This is a genomic window from Mycobacterium zoologicum, from assembly GCF_020181635.2.
Lineage (GTDB): Bacteria > Actinomycetota > Actinomycetes > Mycobacteriales > Mycobacteriaceae > Mycobacterium > Mycobacterium zoologicum.
This window is the reverse complement of sequence record NZ_JAYJJS010000005.1, coordinates 192,529-216,038: the sequence shown is the minus strand read 5'-3', so window position 1 is coordinate 216,038 and position 23,510 is coordinate 192,529. Positions and strand designations below refer to the sequence as shown.

At 67.6% G+C, this 23,510-nt stretch carries 23 protein-coding genes; 18 read left to right on the top strand and 5 right to left on the bottom strand.

Annotation, left to right across the window (positions count from 1 at the left end):
- Positions 1-63: 63 nt before the first annotated feature.
- The 5 genes from K6T84_RS06535 to K6T84_RS06515 all read left to right on the top strand — a co-directional run bounded on the left by K6T84_RS06535 (position 64) and on the right by K6T84_RS06515 (position 6,056).
- Entirely contained in the window at positions 64-1,806 is a 1,743-nt protein-coding gene (locus K6T84_RS06535) for an acyl-CoA dehydrogenase family protein (protein WP_225401217.1), read from the top strand.
- Between the two features lie 202 nt (positions 1,807-2,008).
- On the top strand, positions 2,009-3,856 hold the full coding sequence (dnaK, locus tag K6T84_RS06530) for a molecular chaperone DnaK (RefSeq protein ID WP_224864164.1): 1,848 nt from the start codon (positions 2,009-2,011) through the stop codon (positions 3,854-3,856).
- Complete coding sequence (grpE, locus tag K6T84_RS06525; RefSeq protein ID WP_224864165.1) at positions 3,853-4,482, top strand: nucleotide exchange factor GrpE; 630 nt, start codon at positions 3,853-3,855, stop codon at positions 4,480-4,482. The genes dnaK and grpE overlap by 4 nt, the downstream gene beginning before the upstream one ends.
- A 21-nt stretch (positions 4,483-4,503) precedes the next feature.
- A complete protein-coding gene (gene dnaJ, locus K6T84_RS06520) occupies positions 4,504-5,685 on the top strand; it encodes a molecular chaperone DnaJ (protein ID WP_224864166.1) in 1,182 nt (393 codons plus the stop codon).
- Positions 5,682-6,056 (top strand): heat shock protein transcriptional repressor HspR, encoded by a 375-nt coding sequence (locus K6T84_RS06515; protein ID WP_224864167.1) that lies wholly within the window; start codon positions 5,682-5,684, stop codon positions 6,054-6,056. The genes dnaJ and K6T84_RS06515 overlap by 4 nt, the downstream gene beginning before the upstream one ends.
- A gap of 96 nt (positions 6,057-6,152) precedes the next feature.
- Here the strand turns inward: K6T84_RS06515 and K6T84_RS06510 are convergent, their stop codons facing one another.
- From K6T84_RS06510 to K6T84_RS06495, 4 genes are all read right to left on the bottom strand, one after another.
- Positions 6,153-7,055 carry an aldose 1-epimerase gene (locus K6T84_RS06510; protein WP_225401218.1) on the bottom strand — a complete coding sequence of 301 codons (903 nt, stop codon included), beginning with the start codon at positions 7,053-7,055 and terminating at the stop codon, positions 6,153-6,155.
- Between the two features lie 2 nt (positions 7,056-7,057).
- Positions 7,058-8,224: an FAD-binding oxidoreductase gene (locus K6T84_RS06505; protein ID WP_225401219.1), complete on the bottom strand. Its 1,167-nt coding sequence runs from the start codon at positions 8,222-8,224 to the stop codon at positions 7,058-7,060.
- A 35-nt stretch (positions 8,225-8,259) separates the two neighbouring features.
- On the bottom strand, positions 8,260-8,931 hold the full coding sequence (locus K6T84_RS06500) for a GAP family protein (protein WP_225401220.1): 672 nt from the start codon (positions 8,929-8,931) through the stop codon (positions 8,260-8,262).
- A 423-nt stretch (positions 8,932-9,354) separates the two neighbouring features.
- On the bottom strand, positions 9,355-10,014 hold the full coding sequence (locus tag K6T84_RS06495; protein WP_225401221.1) for a TetR/AcrR family transcriptional regulator: 660 nt from the start codon (positions 10,012-10,014) through the stop codon (positions 9,355-9,357).
- A gap of 100 nt (positions 10,015-10,114) precedes the next feature.
- On the opposite strand from K6T84_RS06495, the gene K6T84_RS06490 reads away from it, so the two are divergent.
- The 13 genes from K6T84_RS06490 to K6T84_RS06430 all read left to right on the top strand — a co-directional run bounded on the left by K6T84_RS06490 (position 10,115) and on the right by K6T84_RS06430 (position 22,735).
- On the top strand, positions 10,115-10,861 hold the full coding sequence (locus tag K6T84_RS06490; RefSeq protein WP_224864172.1) for a nuclear transport factor 2 family protein: 747 nt from the start codon (positions 10,115-10,117) through the stop codon (positions 10,859-10,861).
- Positions 10,862-10,976: 115 nt separating this feature from the next.
- Positions 10,977-13,523 carry an ATP-dependent chaperone ClpB gene (clpB, locus tag K6T84_RS06485; RefSeq protein WP_225401222.1) on the top strand — a complete coding sequence of 849 codons (2,547 nt, stop codon included), beginning with the start codon at positions 10,977-10,979 and terminating at the stop codon, positions 13,521-13,523.
- Positions 13,524-13,682: 159 nt separating this feature from the next.
- Positions 13,683-14,906 (top strand): PecA family PE domain-processing aspartic protease, encoded by a 1,224-nt coding sequence (locus tag K6T84_RS06480; RefSeq protein ID WP_224864174.1) that lies wholly within the window; start codon positions 13,683-13,685, stop codon positions 14,904-14,906.
- Between the two features lie 130 nt (positions 14,907-15,036).
- Positions 15,037-16,260 (top strand): PecA family PE domain-processing aspartic protease, encoded by a 1,224-nt coding sequence (locus K6T84_RS06475; RefSeq protein WP_225401223.1) that lies wholly within the window; start codon positions 15,037-15,039, stop codon positions 16,258-16,260.
- A gap of 72 nt (positions 16,261-16,332) precedes the next feature.
- On the top strand, positions 16,333-17,109 hold the full coding sequence (gene ttfA / locus K6T84_RS06470; RefSeq protein WP_224864176.1) for a trehalose monomycolate transport factor TtfA: 777 nt from the start codon (positions 16,333-16,335) through the stop codon (positions 17,107-17,109).
- A 78-nt stretch (positions 17,110-17,187) separates the two neighbouring features.
- Positions 17,188-17,967: an SDR family NAD(P)-dependent oxidoreductase gene (locus tag K6T84_RS06465; protein ID WP_225401224.1), complete on the top strand. Its 780-nt coding sequence runs from the start codon at positions 17,188-17,190 to the stop codon at positions 17,965-17,967.
- A complete protein-coding gene (gene pyrE, locus K6T84_RS06460; RefSeq protein WP_224864178.1) occupies positions 17,954-18,502 on the top strand; it encodes an orotate phosphoribosyltransferase in 549 nt (182 codons plus the stop codon). Before K6T84_RS06465 ends, pyrE begins: the two co-directional genes overlap by 14 nt.
- 6 nt (positions 18,503-18,508) lie before the next feature.
- Positions 18,509-19,393, top strand: a complete 885-nt coding sequence (locus tag K6T84_RS06455) for a hypothetical protein (RefSeq protein WP_224864179.1) — start codon at positions 18,509-18,511, stop codon at positions 19,391-19,393.
- Positions 19,390-20,037: a TrmH family RNA methyltransferase gene (locus tag K6T84_RS06450; protein WP_224864180.1), complete on the top strand. Its 648-nt coding sequence runs from the start codon at positions 19,390-19,392 to the stop codon at positions 20,035-20,037. Before K6T84_RS06455 ends, K6T84_RS06450 begins: the two co-directional genes overlap by 4 nt.
- A gap of 66 nt (positions 20,038-20,103) precedes the next feature.
- Positions 20,104-20,916, top strand: a complete 813-nt coding sequence (locus K6T84_RS06445) for a metal-dependent hydrolase (protein WP_225401947.1) — start codon at positions 20,104-20,106, stop codon at positions 20,914-20,916.
- Positions 20,917-20,944: 28 nt separating this feature from the next.
- A complete protein-coding gene (locus K6T84_RS06440; protein WP_225401225.1) occupies positions 20,945-22,045 on the top strand; it encodes a glycoside hydrolase family 76 protein in 1,101 nt (366 codons plus the stop codon).
- A 50-nt stretch (positions 22,046-22,095) separates the two neighbouring features.
- The gene (locus K6T84_RS06435) at positions 22,096-22,329 is read left to right on the top strand and encodes a hypothetical protein (protein ID WP_224864182.1); all 234 of its coding nucleotides are present in this window, start codon (positions 22,096-22,098) and stop codon (positions 22,327-22,329) included.
- On the top strand, positions 22,319-22,735 hold the full coding sequence (locus K6T84_RS06430) for a PIN domain-containing protein (RefSeq protein ID WP_224864183.1): 417 nt from the start codon (positions 22,319-22,321) through the stop codon (positions 22,733-22,735). Before K6T84_RS06435 ends, K6T84_RS06430 begins: the two co-directional genes overlap by 11 nt.
- Positions 22,736-22,755: 20 nt before the next feature.
- On the opposite strand, the gene K6T84_RS06425 is transcribed toward K6T84_RS06430, so the two are convergent.
- Positions 22,756-23,445, bottom strand: a complete 690-nt coding sequence (locus K6T84_RS06425; protein WP_224864184.1) for a DedA family protein — start codon at positions 23,443-23,445, stop codon at positions 22,756-22,758.
- Positions 23,446-23,510 lie beyond the last annotated feature (65 nt).

Genomic DNA, 23,510 nt, shown 5'->3' with positions numbered 1-23,510 from the left:
TGGGTTGTAGGCCGTCATCCGCTGCTAGATTCGAACGCCAGACCAGTGATGAAAGGGCGCGCCATGTCCAGCTCCAGCGGCCTGTTGCTCAATCCGAACGCCTACAACCCAGAGCAGTTCGACCCTGAGACACGGCGGCAACTGCGGGCCCTGATCGGCTGGTTCGAAGGGCGCGGCAAGGCCAAGCTGCTCGCCGACGACCTGGAGGCCGTGTGGGTCTCGGACTTCCTGGATTTCATCAAGCGGGAGCGGATCTTCGCGACCTTCCTCACGCCGGCCGAATTCGGCGACGGTGACCCGAACAAGCGTTGGGACACCGCGCGCAATGCCGCGCTGAGCGAGATCCTCGGGTTCTACGGACTGGCCTATTGGTACACCGAGCAGGTCACGATTCTCGGCCTCGGACCGATCTGGCAGAGCGACAACGATCAGGCCAAGAAGCGCGCGGCCGGACAGCTCGAGGCCGGCGGCGTGATGGCATTCGCGCTCTCCGAACGCGAGCACGGGGCGGACATCTACAACACCGACATGATCCTGACGCCCGCGCAGACCGGGGCCGCCGACGGGATCGTGTTTCGGGCGTCAGGCCAGAAGTACTACATCGGCAACGGCAACGTGGCCGGCATGGTTTCGGTGTTCGCCAGGCGGGCCGACATCGACGGCGCCGACGGGTATGTGTGGTTTGTCGCCGACAGTGGCCATGAGAACTACGAGTTGATCGGCAACGTCGTACACGGCCAGATGTATGTCAGCAACTTTGTGCTCAACGACTATCCGATACGCGCCGAAGACATCCTGGCCACCGGTCCGGACGCGTTCTCGGCCGCACTGAACACCGTGAACGTCGGCAAGTTCAACCTGTGCACCGGGTCGATAGGGATGTGCGAGCACGCGTTCTACGAAGCGATCACGCACGCCAACAATCGCATCCTCTACGGCAACCCGGTCACCGACTTCCCGCACGTACGGGCGGGTTTCGTCGACGCGTACACAAGGTTGATCGCGATGAAGCTGTTCAGCGACCGCGCGATCGACTACTTCCGCAGCGCCAGCCGAGACGACCGCCGCTATCTGCTGTTCAATCCGGTCACCAAGTCCAAGGTCACCTCCGAGGGTGAGATCGTGGTCACCCTGCTGCAGGACGTCCTGGCTGCCAAGAGCTTTGAGAAGAACACCTACTTCGCCGAGGTCGCGCGGCTGATCGGTTGTCTGCCCCGGCTGGAGGGGACCGTGCACGTCAACGTCGCGCAGATCCTGAAATTCATGCCGAACTACCTGTTCAACCCCGCCGACTATCCCGAGGTCGGCACCCGCAACGACGCGGCGGACGACGTGTTCTTCTGGGCGCAGGGTCCGGCCCGCGGCGCAGCAAAGGTGCAGTTCGCCGATTGGACCTCGGTTTACGAGAAAGCCCTGGATATACCGAATGTCGCCCGCTTCTATGAGCAGGCCAAAGCCCTGAAGGAACTGCTGACCGCGGCCGCCCCGGACGCCGATCAGCAGCGTGATCTCGACTTCATTCTCGTTGTCGGCCACCTGTTCACGCTGGTGGTCTACGGCCAGCTGATCCTCGAGCAGGCCGACCTGCTCGACCTCGACCGTGCGCTGGTGGACCAGATCTTCGACTTCCAGATCCGCGACTTCTCCGCACATGCCATCGCTCTGCACGGAAAGCCCAGCTCATCTCCGGCACAACAGGAGTGGGCGCTGGCGGCGGTGCGCAAACCGGTACCTGATGCGCACCGCTTCGATCGGGTCTGGGAGCAGGTCAAAGCGTACGACGGCGCCTACGAGATGCGGCCGTAGAGGTCAGGGAACCGAGTGCGAGGGGCCATGGCCCGGGGCGCCCGTCGGGCCGCGGGAACAAACTCCGGACCCCGCTCGTTGACCCTATCGACAAGTTGAGTCACAAGCACTCAAGTCTGAGTTGACAGCAAGGGCGCCGCAGCGGCATCCTTGAGCGCAGTTCGCTCAGACTCCACAATCTCTAACCAGGGAGGAAACAACCATGGCTCGTGCGGTCGGAATCGACCTCGGGACTACCAACTCTTGCGTCTCGGTGCTGGAGGGCGGCGACCCCGTCGTCGTAGCCAACTCAGAGGGCTCGCGCACCACCCCGTCGGTCGTCGCATTCGCGCGCAACGGCGAGGTGCTGGTAGGCCAGCCCGCCAAGAACCAGGCGGTCACCAACGTCGACCGCACCATCCGCTCGGTCAAGCGCCACATGGGCAGCGACTGGAAGGTCGAGATCGACGGCAAGGACTACACCGCGCAGGAGATCAGCGCCCGGGTGCTGATGAAGCTCAAGCGCGATGCGGAGGCCTACCTCGGTGAGGACATCACCGACGCCGTCATCACCGTGCCCGCCTACTTCAACGACGCCCAGCGTCAGGCCACCAAGGAAGCCGGCCAGATCGCCGGTATGAACGTGCTGCGCATCGTCAACGAGCCGACCGCGGCCGCGCTGGCCTACGGCCTGGACAAGGGTCAGAAGGAACAGACCATCCTGGTGTTCGACCTCGGTGGCGGTACCTTCGACGTCTCGCTGCTGGAGATCGGTGAGGGTGTCGTCGAGGTGCGGGCCACCTCCGGTGACAACCACCTCGGTGGCGACGACTGGGACGACCGCGTCGTCGAGTGGCTGGTCGACAAGTTCAAGGGCACCTCGGGTATCGACCTGACCAAGGACAAGATGGCGATGCAGCGTCTGCGTGAGGCGGCCGAGAAGGCAAAGATCGAGCTGTCGAGCTCGCAGAGCACCTCGATCAACCTGCCCTACATCACCGTTGACGCCGACAAGAACCCGTTGTTCCTCGACGAGCAGTTGACCCGCTCGGAGTTCCAGAAGATCACCCAGGATCTGCTGGACCGCACCCGCAAGCCGTTCCAGTCGGTCATCAAGGACGCCGGCATCCCGGTCGGCGACATCGACCACGTGGTGCTGGTGGGTGGTTCCACCCGCATGCCCGCAGTGACCGAGCTGGTCAAGGAGCTGACCGGCGGCCAGGAGCCCAACAAGGGCGTCAACCCCGATGAGGTTGTCGCCGTGGGTGCCGCGCTGCAGGCCGGTGTCCTCAAGGGTGAGGTGAAAGACGTTCTGCTGCTTGACGTCACCCCGTTGTCGCTTGGTATCGAGACCAAGGGCGGCGTGATGACCAAGCTGATCGAGCGCAACACCACCATCCCGACCAAACGCAGCGAGACCTTCACCACCGCCGACGACAACCAGCCGTCGGTGCAGATCCAGGTCTTCCAGGGTGAGCGTGAAATCGCTTCGCACAACAAGCTGCTCGGCTCCTTCGAGCTGACCGGTATCCCGCCGGCCCCGCGCGGTGTCCCGCAGATCGAGGTCACCTTCGACATCGACGCCAACGGCATCGTGCATGTCACCGCCAAGGACAAGGGCACCGGCAAGGAGAACACGATCAAGATCCAGGAGGGCTCCGGCCTTTCCCAGGAAGAGATCGACCGGATGATCAAGGACGCCGAGGCGCACGCCGACGAGGACCGCAAGCGTCGCGAAGAGGCCGACGTTCGCAACCAGGCCGAGTCGCTGGTCTACCAGACCGAGAAGTTCGTGAAGGAGCAGCGCGAGGCCGAGGGCGGCTCGAAGGTTCCCGAGGACGTGCTGGGCAAGGTCGAAGCGTCCGTCGCGGATGCCAAGAAGGCCTTGGAGGGCACCGACATCGGCGCCATCAAGTCCGCGATGGAGAAGCTGGGCGAGGAGTCCCAAGCGCTCGGTCAGGCGATCTACGAGGCCACCCAGGCCGAGCAGGAAGCCGCGGCGGGTGCCTCGGCAGCGGGCGACGACGACGTCGTGGATGCCGAGGTGGTCGAAGACGGAGACGTCAAGTGAGTGAAGACGATTCAGGCGAGTCGACTCCAGAGACCATCACGGTAACCGACAAGCGGCGAATCGATCCCGAGACGGGTGAGGTGCGCGCGGCGTCCTCCGGCCCGGCCCCCAGTGGGCCGGCGCCGGAGGAGCCCGTCGCCGAGGTTGAGACCCCCGAGGTCGACCCGGTCGCCGAGCTGACCGCAGACCTGCAACGGGTACAGGCGGACTTCGCCAACTACCGCAAGCGGACACTGCGCGACGCGCAGCTGGCCACCGAGCGCGGCAAGGCCGCGGTGGTGACCGAGCTGCTGGGCATCCTGGATGACCTGGACCGCGCCCGGAGTCACGGTGACCTGGAGTCCGGTCCGCTGAAGGCTTTGGCGGACAAGCTGTCCGGGGTCCTGGGCGGGTTGGGTCTGGCGGCGTTCGGCTCCGAGGGCGACGAGTTCGACCCCTCGCTGCACGAGGCCGTGCAGCACGACGGTGATGGCAGCCACTCGATCATCGGAGCTGTCCTGCGGCAGGGTTACAAACTCGGCGAGCAGGTGTTGCGGCATGCGATGGTCGGGGTGGTCGACACCGTCCCGGAGGCCGGCGAGGTCAGCGATGAATCAGCAGACGCAGAAGCCGGCGAGCAGAACTGACAGGTGAGGAGGTGACGCGGCATGGCTCAGCGTGAATGGGTCGAAAAGGACTTCTACAAGGAGTTGGGCGTCTCCTCCGAGGCAACCGACAAAGAGATCAAGAGCGCCTACCGTAAGCTGGCGTCCGAACTGCACCCGGACAAGAACCCGAACAACCCTGCTGCCGCCGAACGTTTCAAGGCGGTGTCCGAGGCTCACAGCGTGCTGTCGGACTCTGCGAAACGCAAGGAGTACGACGAGACCCGTCGCCTGTTCGCCGGCGGCGGGTTCGGCCGGCGCTTCAACGGCAGCGGCAACTTCGATCGGTTCTCCACCGGCGGCGACGGCAACGAGTTCAACCTCAACGACCTGTTCGGGCAGGCCGGTCAAGCCGGTGGCGCCAACATCGGCGACCTGTTCGGCGGGCTGTTCGGACGCGGCGCGGGGCAACGGCCGAGCCGGCCGCGGCGCGGAAACGACCTGGAGACCGACTCCGAGCTGAGTTTCCTAGAGGCCACCAAGGGCGTCGAGATGCCGCTGCGGCTCACCAGCGCCGCGCCGTGCACCAATTGCCATGGCAGCGGCGCCCGTCCGGGAACCAGCCCGCGAGTGTGCGCTTCCTGCAACGGTTCCGGGGTGGTCAACAGCAATCAGGGCGCGTTCGGGTTCTCCGAGCCGTGCACCGACTGCCGCGGTACCGGGTCGATCATCGAGCAGCCGTGTACCGACTGCAAGGGCACCGGGCGAGCCGCCCGCACCCGCACCATCAACGTGCGGATCCCACCGGGAGTCGAAGACGGTCAACGGATTCGGCTGGCCGGCCAGGGCGAGGCCGGGCTGCGGGGCGCGCCGTCGGGTGACCTGTACGTGACGGTGCGGGTGCGCGCCGACAAGGTCTTCGGCCGCGACGGTGACGACCTGACCGTCACCATTCCGGTGAGCTTCTCCGAACTCGCTCTGGGAACCACGCTTTCGGTGCCGACGCTGGACGGAAAGGTCGGCGTGCGAGTGCCCAAGGGCACCGCCGACGGCCGGATTCTGCGGGTTCGCGGGCGCGGGGTACCCAAGCGTGGCGGCGGCAGCGGCGACCTGCTGGTCACCGTGAAAGTCGCTGTCCCACCGAATCTCGAAGGTCCCGCGCAGGAGGCGCTTGCGGCATACGCTGCGGCCGAACAGGCCAGCGGGTTCGACCCTAGAGCGGGATGGGCGGGTAACCGGTCATGAGTAAATCGGAGAACGCTCGCACATTCCTGATCTCGGTGGCCGCCGAGCTGGCCGGGATGCACGCGCAGACGCTGCGGACTTACGACCGGATCGGTCTGGTCAGCCCGCGCCGCAGCTCCGGCGGCGGTCGGCGCTATTCCGAGCATGACGTCGACCTGTTGCGCGAAGTGCAACGGCTCTCCCACGACGAGGGCGTCAACCTGGCGGGCATCAAGAGAATCATCGAGCTGACCAACCAGGTCGAGGCGCTGCAGGCGCGCGTGGCGGAGATGTCGTCCGAGCTGGAGATGTTGCGCACCAACCAGCGTCGTGAGATCGCGGTGGTGCCCAAGAGCACCGCCGTGGTGGTCTGGAAGCCCCGCCGCCCCTAGTCCCTGCTTCCCTTCTGGCGCGAGCGTGCGCGTCTGTCCGCGACACGCCGCGAAAGTCTGTACAAAGCTGCACCCTCGCGGGGGAGGGGGCCCGCATTAGGTGACCCGCATTGAGAACTGGGCCACCGCGGGCTCGCCCGGCCGCGCTACCGCGTAGCCGCCGCGGCGCAGGGCGTCGGTGGGTGCGGCCATCGGTTCGAAGCAGATCACGTCCTCGGAAGCCGGCGCGTAGATCTGCGCGGCCGGAAATCCCTGATCGAAGCGCACCTCGATGCGCCGCCCTCCGCCGGAGACCGCGAACACCGCCCCGGCCGCCACCTGGTCGAAGCCGTCGTCGAAGACGGTGTCGCCCAACAGTTCGGTGGCCGCCGGATGCGGCGTGAGCACGCCGGTGGGCAGGCCGCGCGCATCGACCAGCCGGGCCCGCATCGTCGGCGTCTCCACCACCCACTCGTCGCGGGGCACCCCGGGAAGCTGTAGGTAGGGATGGAATCCGAAGCACAGCGGCACCGGCGCAGCACTGGTGGCGGTCACCGTGGTGCGCACCGTCAGCGTGCGGTCGGCCAGCCGGATCGCCAACCCGAGCAGGTGCGGGAACGGAAAGCCGGCCAGCAGATCGGGCCGTGAGCCGAAGTCCAACTCGGCGACCAGCTCCGAGGCCGACTGTTCCACCACCCGCCAGCCTGGGTCTGCGGCCAGCGTGCCGTGGATCGGGGAGCCGTGCTCGTCGGTGTGTACCCCGCCTTCGCCGGGTACCAGGTCAACCTCGGTGTCGCCCACCCGATATCGGTTGCTGCTCAGCCGGTTCGCCCACGGATACAGCAGCGGGATGCCCATGGTCTTGTGGTCGGCCACGTACGCCTGCAGGCCCCTGCGCTGGCCCAGCAACTCGGCCCCGTCGTCGGTCAGGGAGGTGCCGATCATGCCCGCAGCCGGCACGAACGTCGCCGAGAGCCCCGACGAGGGATCACTCAGCGTGACGGCATCGAACCCGGCCATCTTCACTCCTCCAGCGGATCGTGTTGAATACGTTGCGGTGGAGCTCCTTTGGCGATCAGAGCGTCCTTGGTGGCGCGGGTCATCTCCGGTCCGCCGCAGATCAGGATCTGCCGGTCGCCCCAGCCGCCGTAGCGCGTGACCGCGTCGGCCAGGCGGCCCTGCTGGCGCAGGTGCAGGCCGCGTGGGGGTGTCACGTCCGGATAGTCGCCGGCCCAGTCCGGGTCACGGGCATACTCCGACACCGGGGTGACCGACAGCCACGGGTTGTGCGCGGCGATCTGCCACAGCGTGGGCAGGTCGTAGAGCTCGCACGGGTACCGGCCGCCGAAGAACAGGTGCACCCGCGGGTTCACGGCCCACTGCGTCAGGTCCATGATGATCGCCCGCAGCGGCGCCAGGCCGGTGCTGCCGGCGACCATCAACACGTCACCGGCGTCCCGGTCCACCTGCAGGCCGCCGTGCGGGCTGGACAGCCGCCAGCGGTCGCCGGGCCGGGCCTCGTTGACCACAGCGGTGCTGACCAGCCCGCCGGAGACCGCCCGCACGTGGAACTCGATCGCGCCGGTCTCGTCGGAGGGCATCGACGGCGACAGGTAGCGCCAGGACCGCGGGCACTGCGGCACTTCGACCTTGACGTACTGGCCCGGGTAGTAGGGCAGTGGCCGGTCCAACTGCATCCGGACCACCGCCAGGTCGCGCGAGACCCGCAGGTGCTCGACGAGGGTGCCGTCCCACCAGGCCGGGCCGTCCTCGGCGTCGGCGGCGCCGGCCATCACCCCGACGACAAGGTTGATCGACTCCCGCGCGGCATCGGCGACGGCGGGGGTCCAGGACTCGGACAACTCGTCCTGCAGGGCGGCATAGAGCACCTGCCCGATGGTCTGGTAATGCTGGTGCGTCACACCATGTTTGCGGTGATCGCGGCCGAGTTGCGCCAGGAACGAGACGGGCTCTTGGGCGCGCTGGGCGACCAGTTCTCCGTAGAGCCAGCTCATGGCCTGGGTGAACGCGGCCCGGGTGTCCGCCAGGTCCGCGGGGAACAGGTCGCGGGTTGCCGGGCTGGCACCGAACCACCGGGTGAACAACCGGCCGACGAAGTCGTCGGCGTTGCCGGGAGCGGTGAACGCGTCGCGCAGCACCTGAAGCGCGTCACGGTCGTCAAGGCCCACGGGCGTGATCCTATGCTCGGGGGTGCCGACAGCGGCTACAGCGCGTGAATGCCGTTGTAGGCCACCATCGCACCGATGAGGATCAGCACCCCGGCGACCAAGGCGCCATGCTGCTGTTCCATCCAGTCCTCCACCCGGTTCAGCGTAGGTGTGAGCCGCCGGCTGGCGGCCAGGTAGCCGAGGATCGGGACCAGCACGGTGGATGCGGCCACGGCGACGAAGAACCCCGCCGCCGTCGCACTGTCGGCTGGCCCGAGGCCGGCGCTTCCGATGGCCAGGCCGGCCGCCGCGCACATGAACAACACCTCCAGCCGCACAACACCCATCGCAGCGCCGGCCAGGCCGGCGCGCAGCGGGGTGAAACCGGTGAAAGCTCGCATCCAGCTCGGCATCTCGGTGTGCCTGTGCCGGGTTGACCAGCGATAGCAGCCGAACGCGATCAGGACCGCGCCGACGGCGATCCGCAGCCACGACGCCCAGGTCGGCGGCGTCTTCCGCAGTCCGCCCAGCAGGCCCGAGGCCGCAACGAACGCTGCGGTCAACCCCGCCAGGATCGTCAGCCAGCCGATGAGAAACGCCAGGCCGGTACTGCGCGGGCTCGCCGTTCGCAGCACCAGCACTGCCGGAATCACGGTGAGCGGGGAGAGCGCCACCACCAGCGCAAGCGGTATCAAGTCGGTCCACACCGAAGCCAGGCCGGGCGTCATGGCAGAACCGTATCCGATGGACCGCGTGTGAAGGTCCACAATTTGCTTGGTACCCATACGGGGTATAGGTTCTCGGGGTGGGGCGAAAGGCGGATGTGTCGGGTCGTCGGCTCGGCGTAGCGGGGGTGATCGCCGCGGTGGTCTGCACCCTGGGCTGTTGCCTGCCGGCGATCCTGGTGGCATTCGGCGCCGGAGCGTCGGCCGTGGCCGGCGTGGGGCATGCCGCACACGGCGGCCACGAAGCGCAGGGCAGGTTCGCCAAGGTGCTTGGCGCGGTGCATCAGATCAGCCCCGTACTGCTGATCGCATCGATCGTGCTGGTTGCGGCCGCGTTCGCCGTGCGGCGCCGTGCGGCAGTGCTGCCGGCGCTGTTGGCCGGCGTCGTGCTCTACCTCAGCGTGCACGGCCAGGCCGATCCGGTCGTCATGTATGCGGGGATGGCGTTGGGCTACGCCGTCTGGATCGCGCTCTACCTATGGACGCGTCCCCACCCAGTCCGGCGAGCACCAGGCCGGTGGCGAACCTCACCAGCTCGACGCGACTGACGTCCAGCCGGCCGTCGGCCCAGTCGAGAACCAGTGCGGTGAGTGCGCCCGAGAGCGCGCTGGCGTGCATGGCGCGCACGGTGGAGGAGATGTGCGGATCGGTGACACCGGCTGAGCCGGCCAACTCGGTCAGTAGTTCGGGCAGCACGTCGGCGCGGCGGCCGGCGAGCAGGTCGCTGGACTGCGGCTCGCGCAGCAGGATTCGCAGCCGGCGCGGGTCCGCCTCGAAATAGCCGGCGGCGGCATCGATCGCCGCGGCAACGGGGGACGTCGTGTCTGCGGCATCGGCGATGGCGGACACCAGTTCAGCGTTGCATCGGTCGTAGACCTCGAGGGTCAATTCGTCTGTGTGGCTGAAGCTCTCGTAGAAATAGCGGGGGCTCAGCCCGGCGAGGCGGCACACCGCGCGCATGGTGACGCCAGGTACGCCCTCGGTGCCCAGCAGTTCGAACCCGGCCTGCAACAGCTGGGTGCGGCGGACCTGGCTCCGGCCGTCATGGGTCTGGCCGCGCCACACCCGCGGCGCCGTTGCGTCCATCGGCCACCTCGCCAGTCATAGGAATCGCTTGATTCTACTTCCAGTGCCTGCTTTTATGAAAGGAATCAGTTGATTCCATTTGGGCTGGAAGGTGGGCGGCATGTTCGATGAAGCGCTGTTCCGGGAGGCCATCGCCAAACCGCGGCTGCGCCAGCCGGTTCCCGACTATCTCTCCGGCAACCGGGCGGGTGGGCGAGTCAAAGTACTCACCGAGCCCGAACTCAATGCCATGACGCAGCAGTGGTTCGTCGATCTGGACCGCAAGATCGCCCATTACGCCGAGCATGGGATCGACGTGGCGTTCGCGGCCGAGTGGGCCAAGAAGTACTGGTGGAGCTGGCTGATGCGGGACATGTCGCTCAACGATGAGCTCTACACGCCGGATCTGCGCTACAAGGACCCCACTACCTTCGGCCGGATCATCGTGGGCCTTGAGGAGTTCGAGCGCTACAACTTCGCCTTCCTCGACGCCATCCCCGACTGGCGCTACGACCCGCTGCCCGGGCAGGTCTACCTCGACGTCACTCCCGAGGGCGAGACCCGGGTCATCGTTCGCTACCTCGGCAGCGGCCACTTCAGCGGCACCCTGCGCTTCTACCCGTACGACGAGTCGGCCCCGGCCATCCACGGTGTCGGCACCTTCGTGCAGTGCACCGCGGTGGACCGGTACCACTTCAACGCCGACGGGCTGATGTATGAGGGGGAGACGCTGTTCGACCTGCTCGATGCCACCCAGTCGGCCGGTGTGCTGCCGTCTGACGACAGCTGGCTCTTCCGGGCATTGATGGGCGCCTCGCGGCTGCCCCGGGTCCTCCAGGATGCGCGTCACGCGCTGCGCCTGGGTTGAGGAAGAAAGTTCGTCGAACTTGAGTGGAACAGACTCAACCTTGACGGCGTTGTAGAACACGACAAGCATTTTTGGCGGGCCGTCTGAGGCCCCCTGACCCCGATATGGAGGTGTCGTGGACTCGTTCAATCCGACCACCAAGACGCAGGCGGCCCTGACCGCGGCTTTGCAGACGGCCACCGCCGCCGGCAATCCCGAAATCCGGCCGGCTCACCTGTTGCAGGCCCTGCTGACCCAGAACGACGGGATCGCCGCGCCGCTGTTGGAGGCGGTCGGGGTGAACCCGGCGACGATCCGCACCGAGGCGCAGCACCTCATCGACGTGGCGCCGCAGGTCACCAGCTCCAACGCGCAGCCGCAGCTGTCCCGCGAGTCCCTGGCCGCGATCACCGTCGCCCAGCAACTGGCCACCGAACTCGACGACGAATACGTCTCGACCGAACACCTGATGGTCGGCCTGGCCAGCGGGGACTCCGACGTCGCCAAGCTGCTCAGCGGCCACGGCGCCTCCCCGCAGGCGCTGCGGGAGGCGTTCGTGAAGGTGCGCGGCAGCGCCCGGGTCACCAGCCCCGACCCCGAGGCCAGCTACCAGGCGCTGGAGAAGTACTCCACCGACCTGACCGCCCGCGCCCGCGAGGGCAAGCTGGACCCGGTGATCGGTCGCGACACCGAAATCCGCCGCGTCGTACAGGTTTTGAGCCGACGCACCAAGAACAACCCGGTGCTCATCGGTGAGCCCGGCGTCGGCAAGACCGCGATCGTCGAAGGCCTGGCGCAGCGCATCATCGCCGGCGACGTACCCGACAGCCTGCGCGACAAGACCGTCGTCAGCCTCGACCTGGGCTCGATGGTGGCCGGTGCCAAGTACCGCGGTGAATTCGAGGAACGCCTCAAGGCGGTCCTGGACGAGATCAAGGACTCCGCCGGGCAGATCATCACGTTCATCGACGAGCTGCACACCATCGTCGGTGCCGGTGCCACCGGCGAGGGCGCGATGGACGCCGGCAACATGATCAAGCCGATGCTGGCCCGCGGTGAGTTGCGACTGGTCGGCGCCACCACGCTCGAGGAGTACCGCAAGTACATCGAGAAGGACGCCGCCCTGGAGCGCCGCTTCCAGCAGGTTTACGTGGGGGAGCCGTCGGTGGAGGACACCATCGGCATCCTGCGTGGCCTCAAGGACCGCTACGAGGTGCACCACGGGGTGCGGATCACCGACTCGGCGCTGGTCGCCGCGGCCACCCTCAGCGATCGCTACATCACCGCTCGGTTCCTGCCGGACAAGGCGATCGACCTGGTCGACGAGTCCGCGTCGAGGCTGCGGATGGAGATCGACTCCCGGCCCGTGGAGATCGACGAGGTCGAACGGCTGGTGCGCCGGCTGGAGATCGAGGAGATGGCGCTGGCCAAGGAGGAGGACGACGCCTCTAAGGACCGGCTGGTCAAACTGCGCAGCGAGCTGGCCGATCACAAAGAGAAATTGGCGGAGCTGACGACACGTTGGCACAACGAGAAGAACGCCATCGACGTCGTCCGTGAACTCAAGGAGCAACTGGAGACGTTGCGCGGCGAGTCCGACCGGGCTGAGCGCGACGGCGATCTGGCCAAGGCCGCCGAGCTGCGCTACGGGCGCATCCCGGAGATCGAGAAGAAGCTCGAGGCCGCTATTCCGGCCGCTCGGGCGCAAGAAGACCTCATGCTCAAAGAGGAGGTCGGACCCGACGACATCGCCGACGTGGTCAGTGCCTGGACCGGTATTCCGGCCGGCCGGATGATGGAGGGCGAGACCGCCAAGCTGCTGCGGATGGAAGACGAACTCGGCAAACGGGTTGTCGGACAACGCAATGCGGTCGCGGCTGTCTCCGATGCGGTAAGGCGTGCGCGGGCTGGGGTCGCCGACCCCAACCGGCCCACCGGCTCGTTCCTGTTCCTCGGCCCCACCGGGGTCGGCAAGACCGAGCTGGCCAAGGCGCTGGCCGACTTCCTGTTCGACGACGAGCGGGCCATGGTCCGTATCGACATGAGCGAATACGGCGAGAAGCACTCGGTGGCCCGCCTGGTCGGTGCGCCTCCCGGCTACGTCGGCTACGACCAGGGCGGTCAGCTCACCGAGGCGGTGCGTCGCCGGCCCTACACGGTGGTGCTCTTCGACGAGGTGGAGAAGGCCCACCCGGATGTGTTCGACGTGCTGCTGCAGGTCCTCGACGAGGGCCGGCTCACCGACGGCCAAGGCCGCACGGTCGACTTCCGCAACACCATCTTGATCCTGACCTCCAACCTGGGTCATGGTGGCAGCGAGGAGCAGGTGATGGCGGCGGTGCGCGCGGTGTTCAAGCCGGAGTTCATCAACCGGCTCGACGACGTGCTGATCTTCTCCGGTCTGGAGGCCGACGAGCTGGTGCACATCGTCGACATTCAGCTGGCTCAGCTGGACAAGCGGCTGGCGCAGCGTCGGCTGACACTGGAGGTCTCGCTGAATGCCAAGAAGTGGTTGGCCGACCGCGGCTTCGACCCCGTGTACGGAGCGCGGCCGCTGCGCCGGCTGATCCAGCAGGCCATCGGCGACCAGCTGGCCAAGTTGTTGCTGGCCGGTGAGGTGCACGACGGTGACGTGGTGCCGGTCAACGTCAGCGCGGACGGTGAGTCGCTGGTACTGGGCTGACGGCAGTGGCATGAGTGAGGGTCCCCCGAAGATTCGGGGGACCCTTGCTTGTTGCTGAGTTGTCGCTCAGGGTGCGATTTGGAACCTGATCCGATAGCCTACGACTTACTGAGAAAGTTCGATGTTGGAAAATGTCGGCGTTAACTTGGAGGGCTCGGTATGTCTCGGCGGAACAATCGTCTGGTCGGTGGACTCGGCGCGGTAAGCGCGTTCCTGATGATCGGGGCGGCCCCGCTGGCAACCGCACCCGCCGCGAACGCTGACTGGGACGACCTGTTCCAGCCTCTCATCGACGTGTTCAGCTTCGCCGACCCCGGTATCGCGGCCGACACCGACCCGGGTTCGTCCCTGGCGTCCTTGGACACCCTGATCGACGGTTGGTACCAGGACCTCATCTACACGCCGATCCACGACGTCGCGCCCTGGCTTTTCGGTGACTCGCTGCCCGGCAGTGCCGCCGCCTACACCGCGGACAGCAACAACATCCCCGACAGCTTCGCCGTCCCGATGGTGGTCAACGCCATGACCCAACCGGTGGTCAGCGTCTCTGTGGGTGGCGGTGCGGCGGCAAACGTCCTGGTCGACACCGGCGCGGCCGGCCTCGTCATGCCGATCTGGAACATCAACCCGTTCGGCATCACCGGCCTGCCCACCGGCTTCAACATCGGTCAGTTCGGCGGCAACCTGGACTACTTCTACATGGAGTTGCCCACCACGGTGACCTTCACCGGTGCTGACGGCGACACCGTTACCGCTGACACCACCGTCGACGCGGTGCTGTTCGCGTTCCCGGCGAACTTCAGCCTCTTCGGCCCGTGGTCCATCGAGAGCTATCTCGGCCCGACCAACGCCGTCGGCGTTCTCGGGATCGGCCCCAACGCGCTCGGACCCACTCCCGACCAGATCCCCACCCGCGATCTGCCGGGCGATCTCGGCAACGGCGTGCTGATCGACCAGGCCAACAAGCAGCTGGTGTTCGGGGACAACCCGTTGCAGGGCGGGACCGTGATACCCGGGGCGCCCTGGGCCGACCTGCAGGTCAGCATCAACGGCCAGGCCCCGACCGCGGTACGTGGGGTGATTGACTCCGGCGGGGTGTACGGCACCATGCCGTCATCGGTGCTGGGCGACGTCACGCCGACCGCCAACGGAACCCTGCCTGACGGGACGACCATCACCGTCTACGCCAAGGACGGTGTGACGGAGCTCTACTCCTACACCGTGGGCTCCGACTCCGGCGAGGTGCGCAGCCCGAGCGTGACCAGCGGCACCAGCATGAACACCGGCAACTGGCTGTTCAGCCAGGAACCGGTCTACATCAACTACGGTGTATCCGGTGGGGAGACCATCATCGGTGGCACCCCCATCCAGGCCGGCTCGTAGCGGCTAACGGATTGTTGGCAGTTTCTTGGGTGAATCCCCTGGTGTTCTGCGCCCCTGTTTGTGTTAGCTGACCCCCGGTTGGTCGCGGCTGAACGGTGTCCGTGACCTCAGTTCCGGGGAGGTTTCGGGGATGGCAGTACGTCGGCGCAGGGTGATCGGTGCGGTGGTGACGGCCGGAGCGGCTGTCGCGGTCGGGTCCGCACCAGCAGCGAACGCGGACTTCGACGATCTGCTGCAGCCCATCATCGACGCCCTGAGCATGGTCGACCCCGGGATTGCGGCCGACACCGACCCCGGCTCGGCCCTGGCCTCGCTGGACACCCTTTTCGATGGTTGGTACCAGAACCTGGTCCTCACACCGATCAACGATCTTGACCGGTGGCTGTTCGGCGGAACCTTCGACGCGAGCACGATCGGCAACGCTGCCGCGAGCGGCGCTGACACCAGCGACCCGAGCACCTTCACCGTTCCGCTGACCGTCAACAGCGGCACCGAGCCGGTGGTGGACGTCTCGGTGGGTGGCGGTTCGTCAGTTCCGGTCCTGGTCGACACCGGGTCGGCGGGTCTGATCGTGCCGATCTGGGACATCAACTGGTCCGGCATCGACTGGTCTGATCTCTCTGGGCTCCCCAGCATCAACATCGGCCAGTTCGGCAGTTCGGTGGACTACGTCTACGCGGAGCTGCCCACCACGGTCACCTTCACCGACGCCGCGGGCAACACCGTCACCACCGGCACGACCGACGTCGACGCCGTCCTGTTCTCTTTCCCGGTCAGCATGTCCTCTCTGTTCACCGGGTGGGACATCAGCTCCTATCTCGGCGGCAACGCCGATGGCGTGCTGGGAATCGGGGCGAATGCCCTCGGGCCGTCACCTGACAGCATCCCGACCACCGCGTTGCCGGGTGCCCTCGGCGACGGTGTGCTGATCGACCAGAAGGCCGGCACCCTGACCTTCGGTGCCGACCCGCTGACCGGCGGAACCACCGTCGACGGCTCGCCGAACGCGCCGCTGTACGTGTCGTTCGACGGCGGCAAGACGGCCACCGAGGTGAGCGCAATCATGGACTCCGGCGGGGTGAACGGGACGATCCCGGTCAGCCTGACCAACGGCAGCGCGGGGGACGTTCTGGCCTCCGGCCAGCAGGTCAGCGTCTATTCCGGCGACCCGACCAACGGCGGCACGCTGCTGTACGACTACACGGTGAACTCGGCCTCGTCCAACAGCCCGGTCATCGTCTCCGACACCTCGATGAACACCGGCAACTGGCTGTTCCAGCAGAACCAGGTGTACGTCTCGACGTCCGGGGACGGGTCCATGCATATCGTTCCGAACAACACGGTGACGCCGTAGCGCAGCCCTGATGCGGGGTTGTGACCTGAGGACATTCGTCTATCACGCCCTAAAACAGATACGCTAGGCCGGATGGTCCCGCTCTGGTTCACTCTCTCCGCGCTGTGCTTTGTCGGCGCGGGTGTGTTGCTGTACGTCGACATCGACCAGCGACGCGGCCGCAGCCGTCGTCGTAAGTCCTGGGCGCGTTCGCACGGCTTCGACTTCGAGACCGAATCCACCGACATCCTGCAGCGCTGGAAGCGCGGCGTGATGTCCACCGTGGGTGGTGATGCTCCGGTCCGCAACGTGGTGCTGGGCCAGATCCGCGGCGAAGCGGTCTACATCTTCGACCTGGACGAAGTGGCGACGGTGATCGCCCTGCACCGCAAGGTCCCCACCAACGTCGTCGTCGACGTGCGGCTCAAGGGACTCAAGGAGCCGCGGGAGAACGACATCTGGCTGCTCGGGGCGATCGGCCCACGGATGGTCTACTCCACCAACCTCGACGCGGCGCGGCGGGCCTGCGACCGGCGGATGGTCACCTTCGCCCACACCGCCCCGGACTGCGCCGAGATCATGTGGAACGAGGCGAACTGGACCCTGGTGAGCATGCCGGTCACCAGTACCCGCGCCCAGTGGGACGAGGGCCTGCGCAGCGTACGCCAGTTCAACGACCTGCTGCGGGTGCTGCCGCCGGTCCCGAAGCGCCAGCCCGCCGAAGCCGCGGCCGCCGGTGCCCGGCGCAACGGGCAGCCCAGCCGTCCGCTGGGCTCGTCATCGGCGGGGGACTCACCCGAGGACGAGCCGGGTATGTCGCACTCGTCGGCCGGCCGCAACGGCCAGCAGACCGCGCACTACCAGCGCTGACACCTTCGCTAGGCCTGATGGCGGTGACCCGCAGCGCCCGACTTCGTCGCGCTCGCGATCACCGCTAGTCTCTCCTTCATGTCTTCCCGACCCGTCGCTGTGGTCACCGGACCCACCTCCGGGCTGGGCGCCGGCTACGCGCGCCGCTACGCCGCCGACGGCTATGACCTGGTCCTGGTGGCCCGAGACGCCCAGCGCCTCGAAGACTTGGCAGCTGAGCTGCGCGGCAGCCACGGCTGCGACGTGGAGGTGCTACCGGCCGACCTGGCCGACGCCGACGGCCGGGCGCGCGTCGCGCAGCGGCTGGGCGCCGGGGTGCGGGTGCTGGTCAACAACGCCGGCTTCGGCACGTCCGGTGAGTTCTGGACGGCCGATCCCGCCCTGCTGCAGTCCCAGCTGGATGTCAACGTCACCGCGGTGATGCAGCTGACCCGGGCCGCGCTGCCCGCCATGGTCGACGCCGGCGCGGGCACCGTGATCAACGTGGCCAGCGTCGCCGGCCTGCTTTCCGGGCGCGGCTCGACGTATTCGGCGTCCAAGGCCTGGGTGGTGTCGTTCACCGAAGGGCTGGCCGGTGGGCTGGCCGGCACCGGCGTCGGCATCCACGTGGTCTGCCCGGGATACGTGCACACCGAGTTCCACGAGCGGGCCGGCATCGACATGGCCACCCTGCCGTCGTTCATGTGGATGGAGGTCGACGACGTGGTCGCGGCCAGCCTGGCCGACATCGCCCGCGGCGACGTGGTCAGCATCCCGGGGCTGCAGTACAAGGTGCTGGCAAGCGCCAGCCGGCTGATTCCGCGCGGGCTGTCCCGCACACTGACCAACACCTTTGGGAGGGGCCGTGGGCGCACTTGACGCCGCCGAGCGCGACGAGTTGGCCGCGCTGGTGCGTGAGCTGTCGGTGGTGCACGGCCGGGTGACGCTGTCCTCGGGCGCCGAAGCCGACTACTACGTCGACCTGCGCCGCTCCACCCTGCATCACCGGGCCGGCGCCCTGATCGGCCGGCTGGTGCGTCAGCTCACCGACGACTGGGACTACGTCGCCGTGGGCGGCCTGACGCTGGGCGCGGACCCGGTGGCCACCGCCGTCATGCACGCCCCCGGCCGGCCCATCGACGCCTTCGTGGTGCGCAAATCGATCAAAGCCCATGGCATGCAACGGCTTATCGAAGGCGCCGACGTGACCGGACACCCGGTCCTGGTGGTCGAGGACACCAGCACCACCGGCGGGTCCGCACTGACCGCGGTCCGCGCCGTCCGCGATGCCGGCGGTCAGGTGGTCGGGGTGGTCACCGTGGTGGACCGGGCCACCGGTGCCGCCGAAGCCATCGAAGCCGAAGGTGTCCCGTACCGCAGCGTGCTGGGTCTGGCCGAGCTGGGCCTGGGCTGATCGGTTGTGCGCACGCTGATCGCAGTTCTGGCCGCGCTGGTGCTGGCGGCCTGCTCGGGCCCGCCCGCCCCCGGGCCCTACGGGGCTGCGAGCACCCCGATGGGCCAGGCGCAGACCCTGCTGGGCTGGGACATGACGCTGAAGAACCTGCGCTGGGAGGTCGATCACGTCCTGATCGACGTCACCGCCAAGCTCACCAACGCGGACTCACCGCACGCCGCGCCCGGGGATCTTCGGTTCGGCATCTACGGCACGCCGGCCCACCCCGTGGAGGCCACCGGCCTGGGCAGCTGCGACGCACTGGGGGAGCTGACCCCGACGCCACTGGCGGGTGCCGAACCCGAGCAACTCAACGGAACCGTGTGCCTGGGCCCGCTCAAGGAACGCAGTGCGGTCCGCGGGATCTACGCGTACTCACCGGCCGACCGGATCAAGGACACCACGGTGGCCTACGGTGCGGCGTTCCCGATCGGGCTGGCGCCGATCAATCCCTACGACACCGGCCTGATGCTCACCGCCCAGGGCGTGGCGGCATTCCGGGCCGACGGCATCCCGCTGGCTCCGAGCGCACTCGGCGACGCGAAAGCGTTCTCCGGCAACGGATATATGGTGCTGAGCCTGTCCGCCGACGCGGTCGCCGGGCAGTACCGCGACGACGCGGTGGCGCGTGGCGGGCCGCTGATGCTGGTCGCCGGACCGGCTGCGCCGATGCGCGGGCTGGGGCCGGACTGCCTGGCCGCCGGGTCCTCGGTGCTGATCCTGCCGGAGGCCTCGCTGAACTCGGTGCACGTGCCGACGTCGCTGTGCACCCACGGCGAGATCAACGCCGCGCTGCTCTACGCCTCGGTGTCGGTGGTGGGCACCCACGCCGCGGTGTGGACCGTTTCGTGAACGATGCGGTCGGCCCCACCGAGTGGCTGGCCCCGGCCAACGGAGTCGGGCCGTGGCCCGGGGAGCCGCCGAGCGACCCGCGGTACGATCCGGCGCTGCTGCGCGACGGCGATGCCCGCAATGTCGTTGACGCATACCGGTATTGGACCCGTGAAGCGATCATCGCCGACATCGATGCGCGCCGGCACCCGCTGCACGTGGCGATCGAGAACTTCGGGCACGACGCCAATATCGGTTCGGTGGTGCGCACCGCCAACGCATTCGCCGTCGACACCGTGCACATCGTCGGGCGGCGACGCTGGAACCGGCGCGGGGCCATGGTCACCGACCGTTATCAGCGGCTGATGCACCACGACGATGCGGCCGGCCTGCTGGATTTCGCTGCGCGACAGGGCCTGACGGTCGTCGCCGCCGACAACGTGGCCGGGGCGGTGCGCCTGGAGCAGACCGCGTTGCCGGCCGATGCCCTGCTGGTGTTCGGTGCGGAGGGGCCCGGTATCAGCGAACAGATGCGCGCCGGGGCCGACCTGGTGGTGTCCATCGCCGCGTTTGGCTCGACGCGCAGCATCAACGTCGGGGTGGCCGCCGGGATCGTGATGCACGCCTGGATCACCCAGCATGCGGACGTCAGCCGTTCCTGGTAGGAGTTAGGGTGTCCTTACCTAGAAAGGCGGGACGTGGCCCACGACGACAACCTGACCACCCGGCGCATGCGGTTCCGCTTCGAGGAACCGCCCAGCGGCCACTACTTCGCCGACGACAACATGGTGCTCAGCCACTTCGTCGCCGAACTGTCGGCCAGCTTCCCCGCCGGCGAGGAATCGTTCATCCGCTCCGTGCGCCGGGTGACCGACCAGATCGCCGACCCGACCCTGTCCCGACGGGCGGCGGGGTTCATCGGGCAGGAGTCCACCCACGGCCAGGAGCATCGCCGGCTCAACGCCCAACTCATGGACCGCGGCTACCGGATCGGCTGGCGTGACTCGAAATCGGTGCGGGACAAGCTCATTGCGCGTGAGAGCAGGATGTCACCCCGGTTTCATCTGGCCATGACCGCCGGGGCGGAGCACTACACCGCGGTGCTCGCCGAACGCATCCTGTCCAGCGCGGAGCTGCAGGCCATTCCGGGCACCCCGGAGGTGTGGCACCTGCTGAACTGGCACGCGCTCGAAGAACTGGAACACAAATCCGTGGCGTTCGACGTCTACCGCTATGTCGGCGGCACCGAACCCACCCGGATCGCGGTGATGGCGTTCCTGATCGCCACCACCGTGCCGGCCACCCTGCTCGCGCTGACCATCTCGCTGGCCCGCGACCCGGTGGCCCGCCGCCATCCGGTGCGGTTGCTGCGTGAGACGCGCGGGCTGCTGCGCGGCCCGTTCTTCAAAGGCCTGCTGCGTGATCTGCTGCGCTACCTGCGGCCCGGCTTTCATCCCGACGATGTCGACACCGGCGAACTGCTGCGGGAGTGGCAGCACAAGCTGTTCGGCGACGGCGGCACATTGGTCGACCATCTGCGCTGAGATAGCCGATACGGCAGGATTAAGCGCTATGGACCAGCTGTGGGCCAACCGTGCCGAAAGTGCTGAAGCCGCCGTCACCGAGCGACACCTCAAGTCGCTGTGGCACATTCCGGGGACGCAACTGGGCGTGGTGGCCTGGCCGCCGATCCGGCGCGCCCCGCACTGGCACTACTGGTGGCAGGCGCATCTGCTGGACTGCCTGGTGGATGCCCAGCTGCGCGACCCGCAACCCGAACGGGTGATCCGCATCAAGCGACAGATCCGCACCCACCGGCTGCGCAATGTGTTCCGCTGGACCAACGCCTACTACGACGACATGGCCTGGCTGGCGCTGGCGATCCAACGGGCCTGTCTGGTCACCGGCATCGACCGGCATCGCGCGCTGGGCACCTTGACCCGTCAGCTGACCGACTCCTGGATGCCCGAAGCCGGCGGCGGCATCCCTTGGAGGAAGGACGAGCAGTTCACCGAGCCCTTTTTCAATGCGCCCGCCAACGGGCCGGCCGGGATCTTCCTGGCGCGTGAGCCGGCCTGGCTGGAACGTGCCCAGCAGATGGGCGACTGGATCGAGGCCACCCTGATCGACCCGGACACTCATCTGGTGTTCGACGGCATCCGGTCCGGCTCCCTGGTGCGCGCGGAGTACACCTACTGCCAGGGCGTCGTGCTGGGCCTGGAGACCGAGCTGGCGGCGCGCACCGGCGATCCCCGGCACGCACCGCGGGTGCACCGGCTGGTGGCCGCGGTGAACAAGCAGATGGCGCCCGGCGGGGTGCTCAAGGGCGCCGGCGGCGGCGACGGCGGGCTGTTCGCCGGGATCACCGCCCGCTACCTGGCGCTGGTTGCCACCGACCTGCCGGGGGACTCCGCCGCCGACGTCGCGGCCCGCGACACCGCCGCCGAGCTGGTATTGACGTCGGCGAAGTCGGCGTGGGACTACCGGCAGTCGGTCAACGGGCTGCCGCTGTTCGGGGCGTTCTGGGACCAGACCGCCGAGGTGCCCCGGGCCGACGGGGCGGTGGCCACCTCCATCGCCGGTGCGGTGCGCGAATCCGAGGTGCCCGAGCGTGACCTGTCGGTGCAGCTGGGCGGCTGGATGCTGATGGAGGCCGCGGCCACCCTCGGGTGATCCTGGCGTGACCCGCGCTACACTGGATACGTGTTACACGGGTGGCCCCCATGGCGAATCTGACGCTCAGCATCGACGACGAGTTGCTGCGGCGGGCCCGGATGCGTGCCCTGGAACTACGGACCACCGTCAACGCCCTGGTGCGTGAATACTTGGAGAGTTTCACCGGCGAGAGCCCGGCACGGGTGGCGATAGCTGACTTCCTCGATATCGCCGCAGGCGTCCACGCCTCCAGCGGTCCCGACGGCCGCAGCTGGACGCGTGAGGATCTCTATGCCCGGTAGGGCATTCATCGACACCAACGTCCTGGTTTACGCCGTCGACGAGGCGGATCCCGCCAAAAAGCGGCTCGCTCGCACGCTGCTGGCGGACACACCGGAGTTGGTGTTGTCCGCGCAAGTGCTGGGGGAGTTCTACGTCACGGTGACCCGCAAACTCGCCGTTGCCGTGACCCCGGACACGGCTTCCGAGCTGGTGAAAAGGCTGGCGCGGCTACCGTGTATCGCCATAGATCAAGAACTGGTGCAGCGTGCCACCGTGGCTTCGCAGCGTTGGCAGTTGTCCTATTGGGATGCACTGGTGCTTGAGGCCGCGCGTCAGGCCGGATGCGAACGGATTCTGACCGAAGACCTCACCGACGGAGCGGTTTATGACGGCGTACGGATCGAGAACCCGTTTGTCGTCGGTTGATTCTGCGCTCAGGGCGGGGGTTACTCGACTTTTTGCGCCATGAGCGCAGAGTCAGTGTCGGATGTGGCGGGGGTGCGGCGGCTGCGGTAGGCCTTCCAGGCGGCGATGAACGCCGGGATCATCGAGACGAACAGGATCGCCAGGATGATCTTCTCCAGGTTCTCGTGCACGAACGGGATGTTGCCCAGGAAGTAGCCCAGCGTCGTCACGCCGCCGCCCCACAGGATGCCGCCGACGATGTCGAACGCCAGGTACACCGGGTAGCGCATGTACGACACGCCCGCGACCACCGGCACGAACGTCCGCACGAACGGCGCGAACCGGGCCAGGATGATCGCCCACGGCCCGTACTTCTCGAAGAAGGCGTGCGACTCGGTCACGTAGTGCTTCTTGAAGAACCGGGAGTCCTCCTTCTTGAACAACGCCGGCCCGAGCCGTCGGCCGATGAAGTAGCCGCACTGATCGCCCAGCACCGCAACGACCGCCACCGCCGGCGCCAATATCCAGATGTCCGGCGCCAGTCCCTTGGCGGCCAGCAGACCCCCGGTGAACAGCAGTGATTCGCCGGGCAGCAGCGGGAACAGCAGGCCGGTCTCGATGAAGACCACCACCAGGATGGCCGGCAGCACCGCGCCGTGGAAGATGCCGCCGGCGCCCAGCCAATACATCGGGTCCAGGAAGCCGGGCATCGCGACCGCGGTGGTGTTCATGACGCACCAACATACCGGGGCGTCCGGCCGAAACCGGTCCTGCGATACTCGATGCCAGTTCGGTC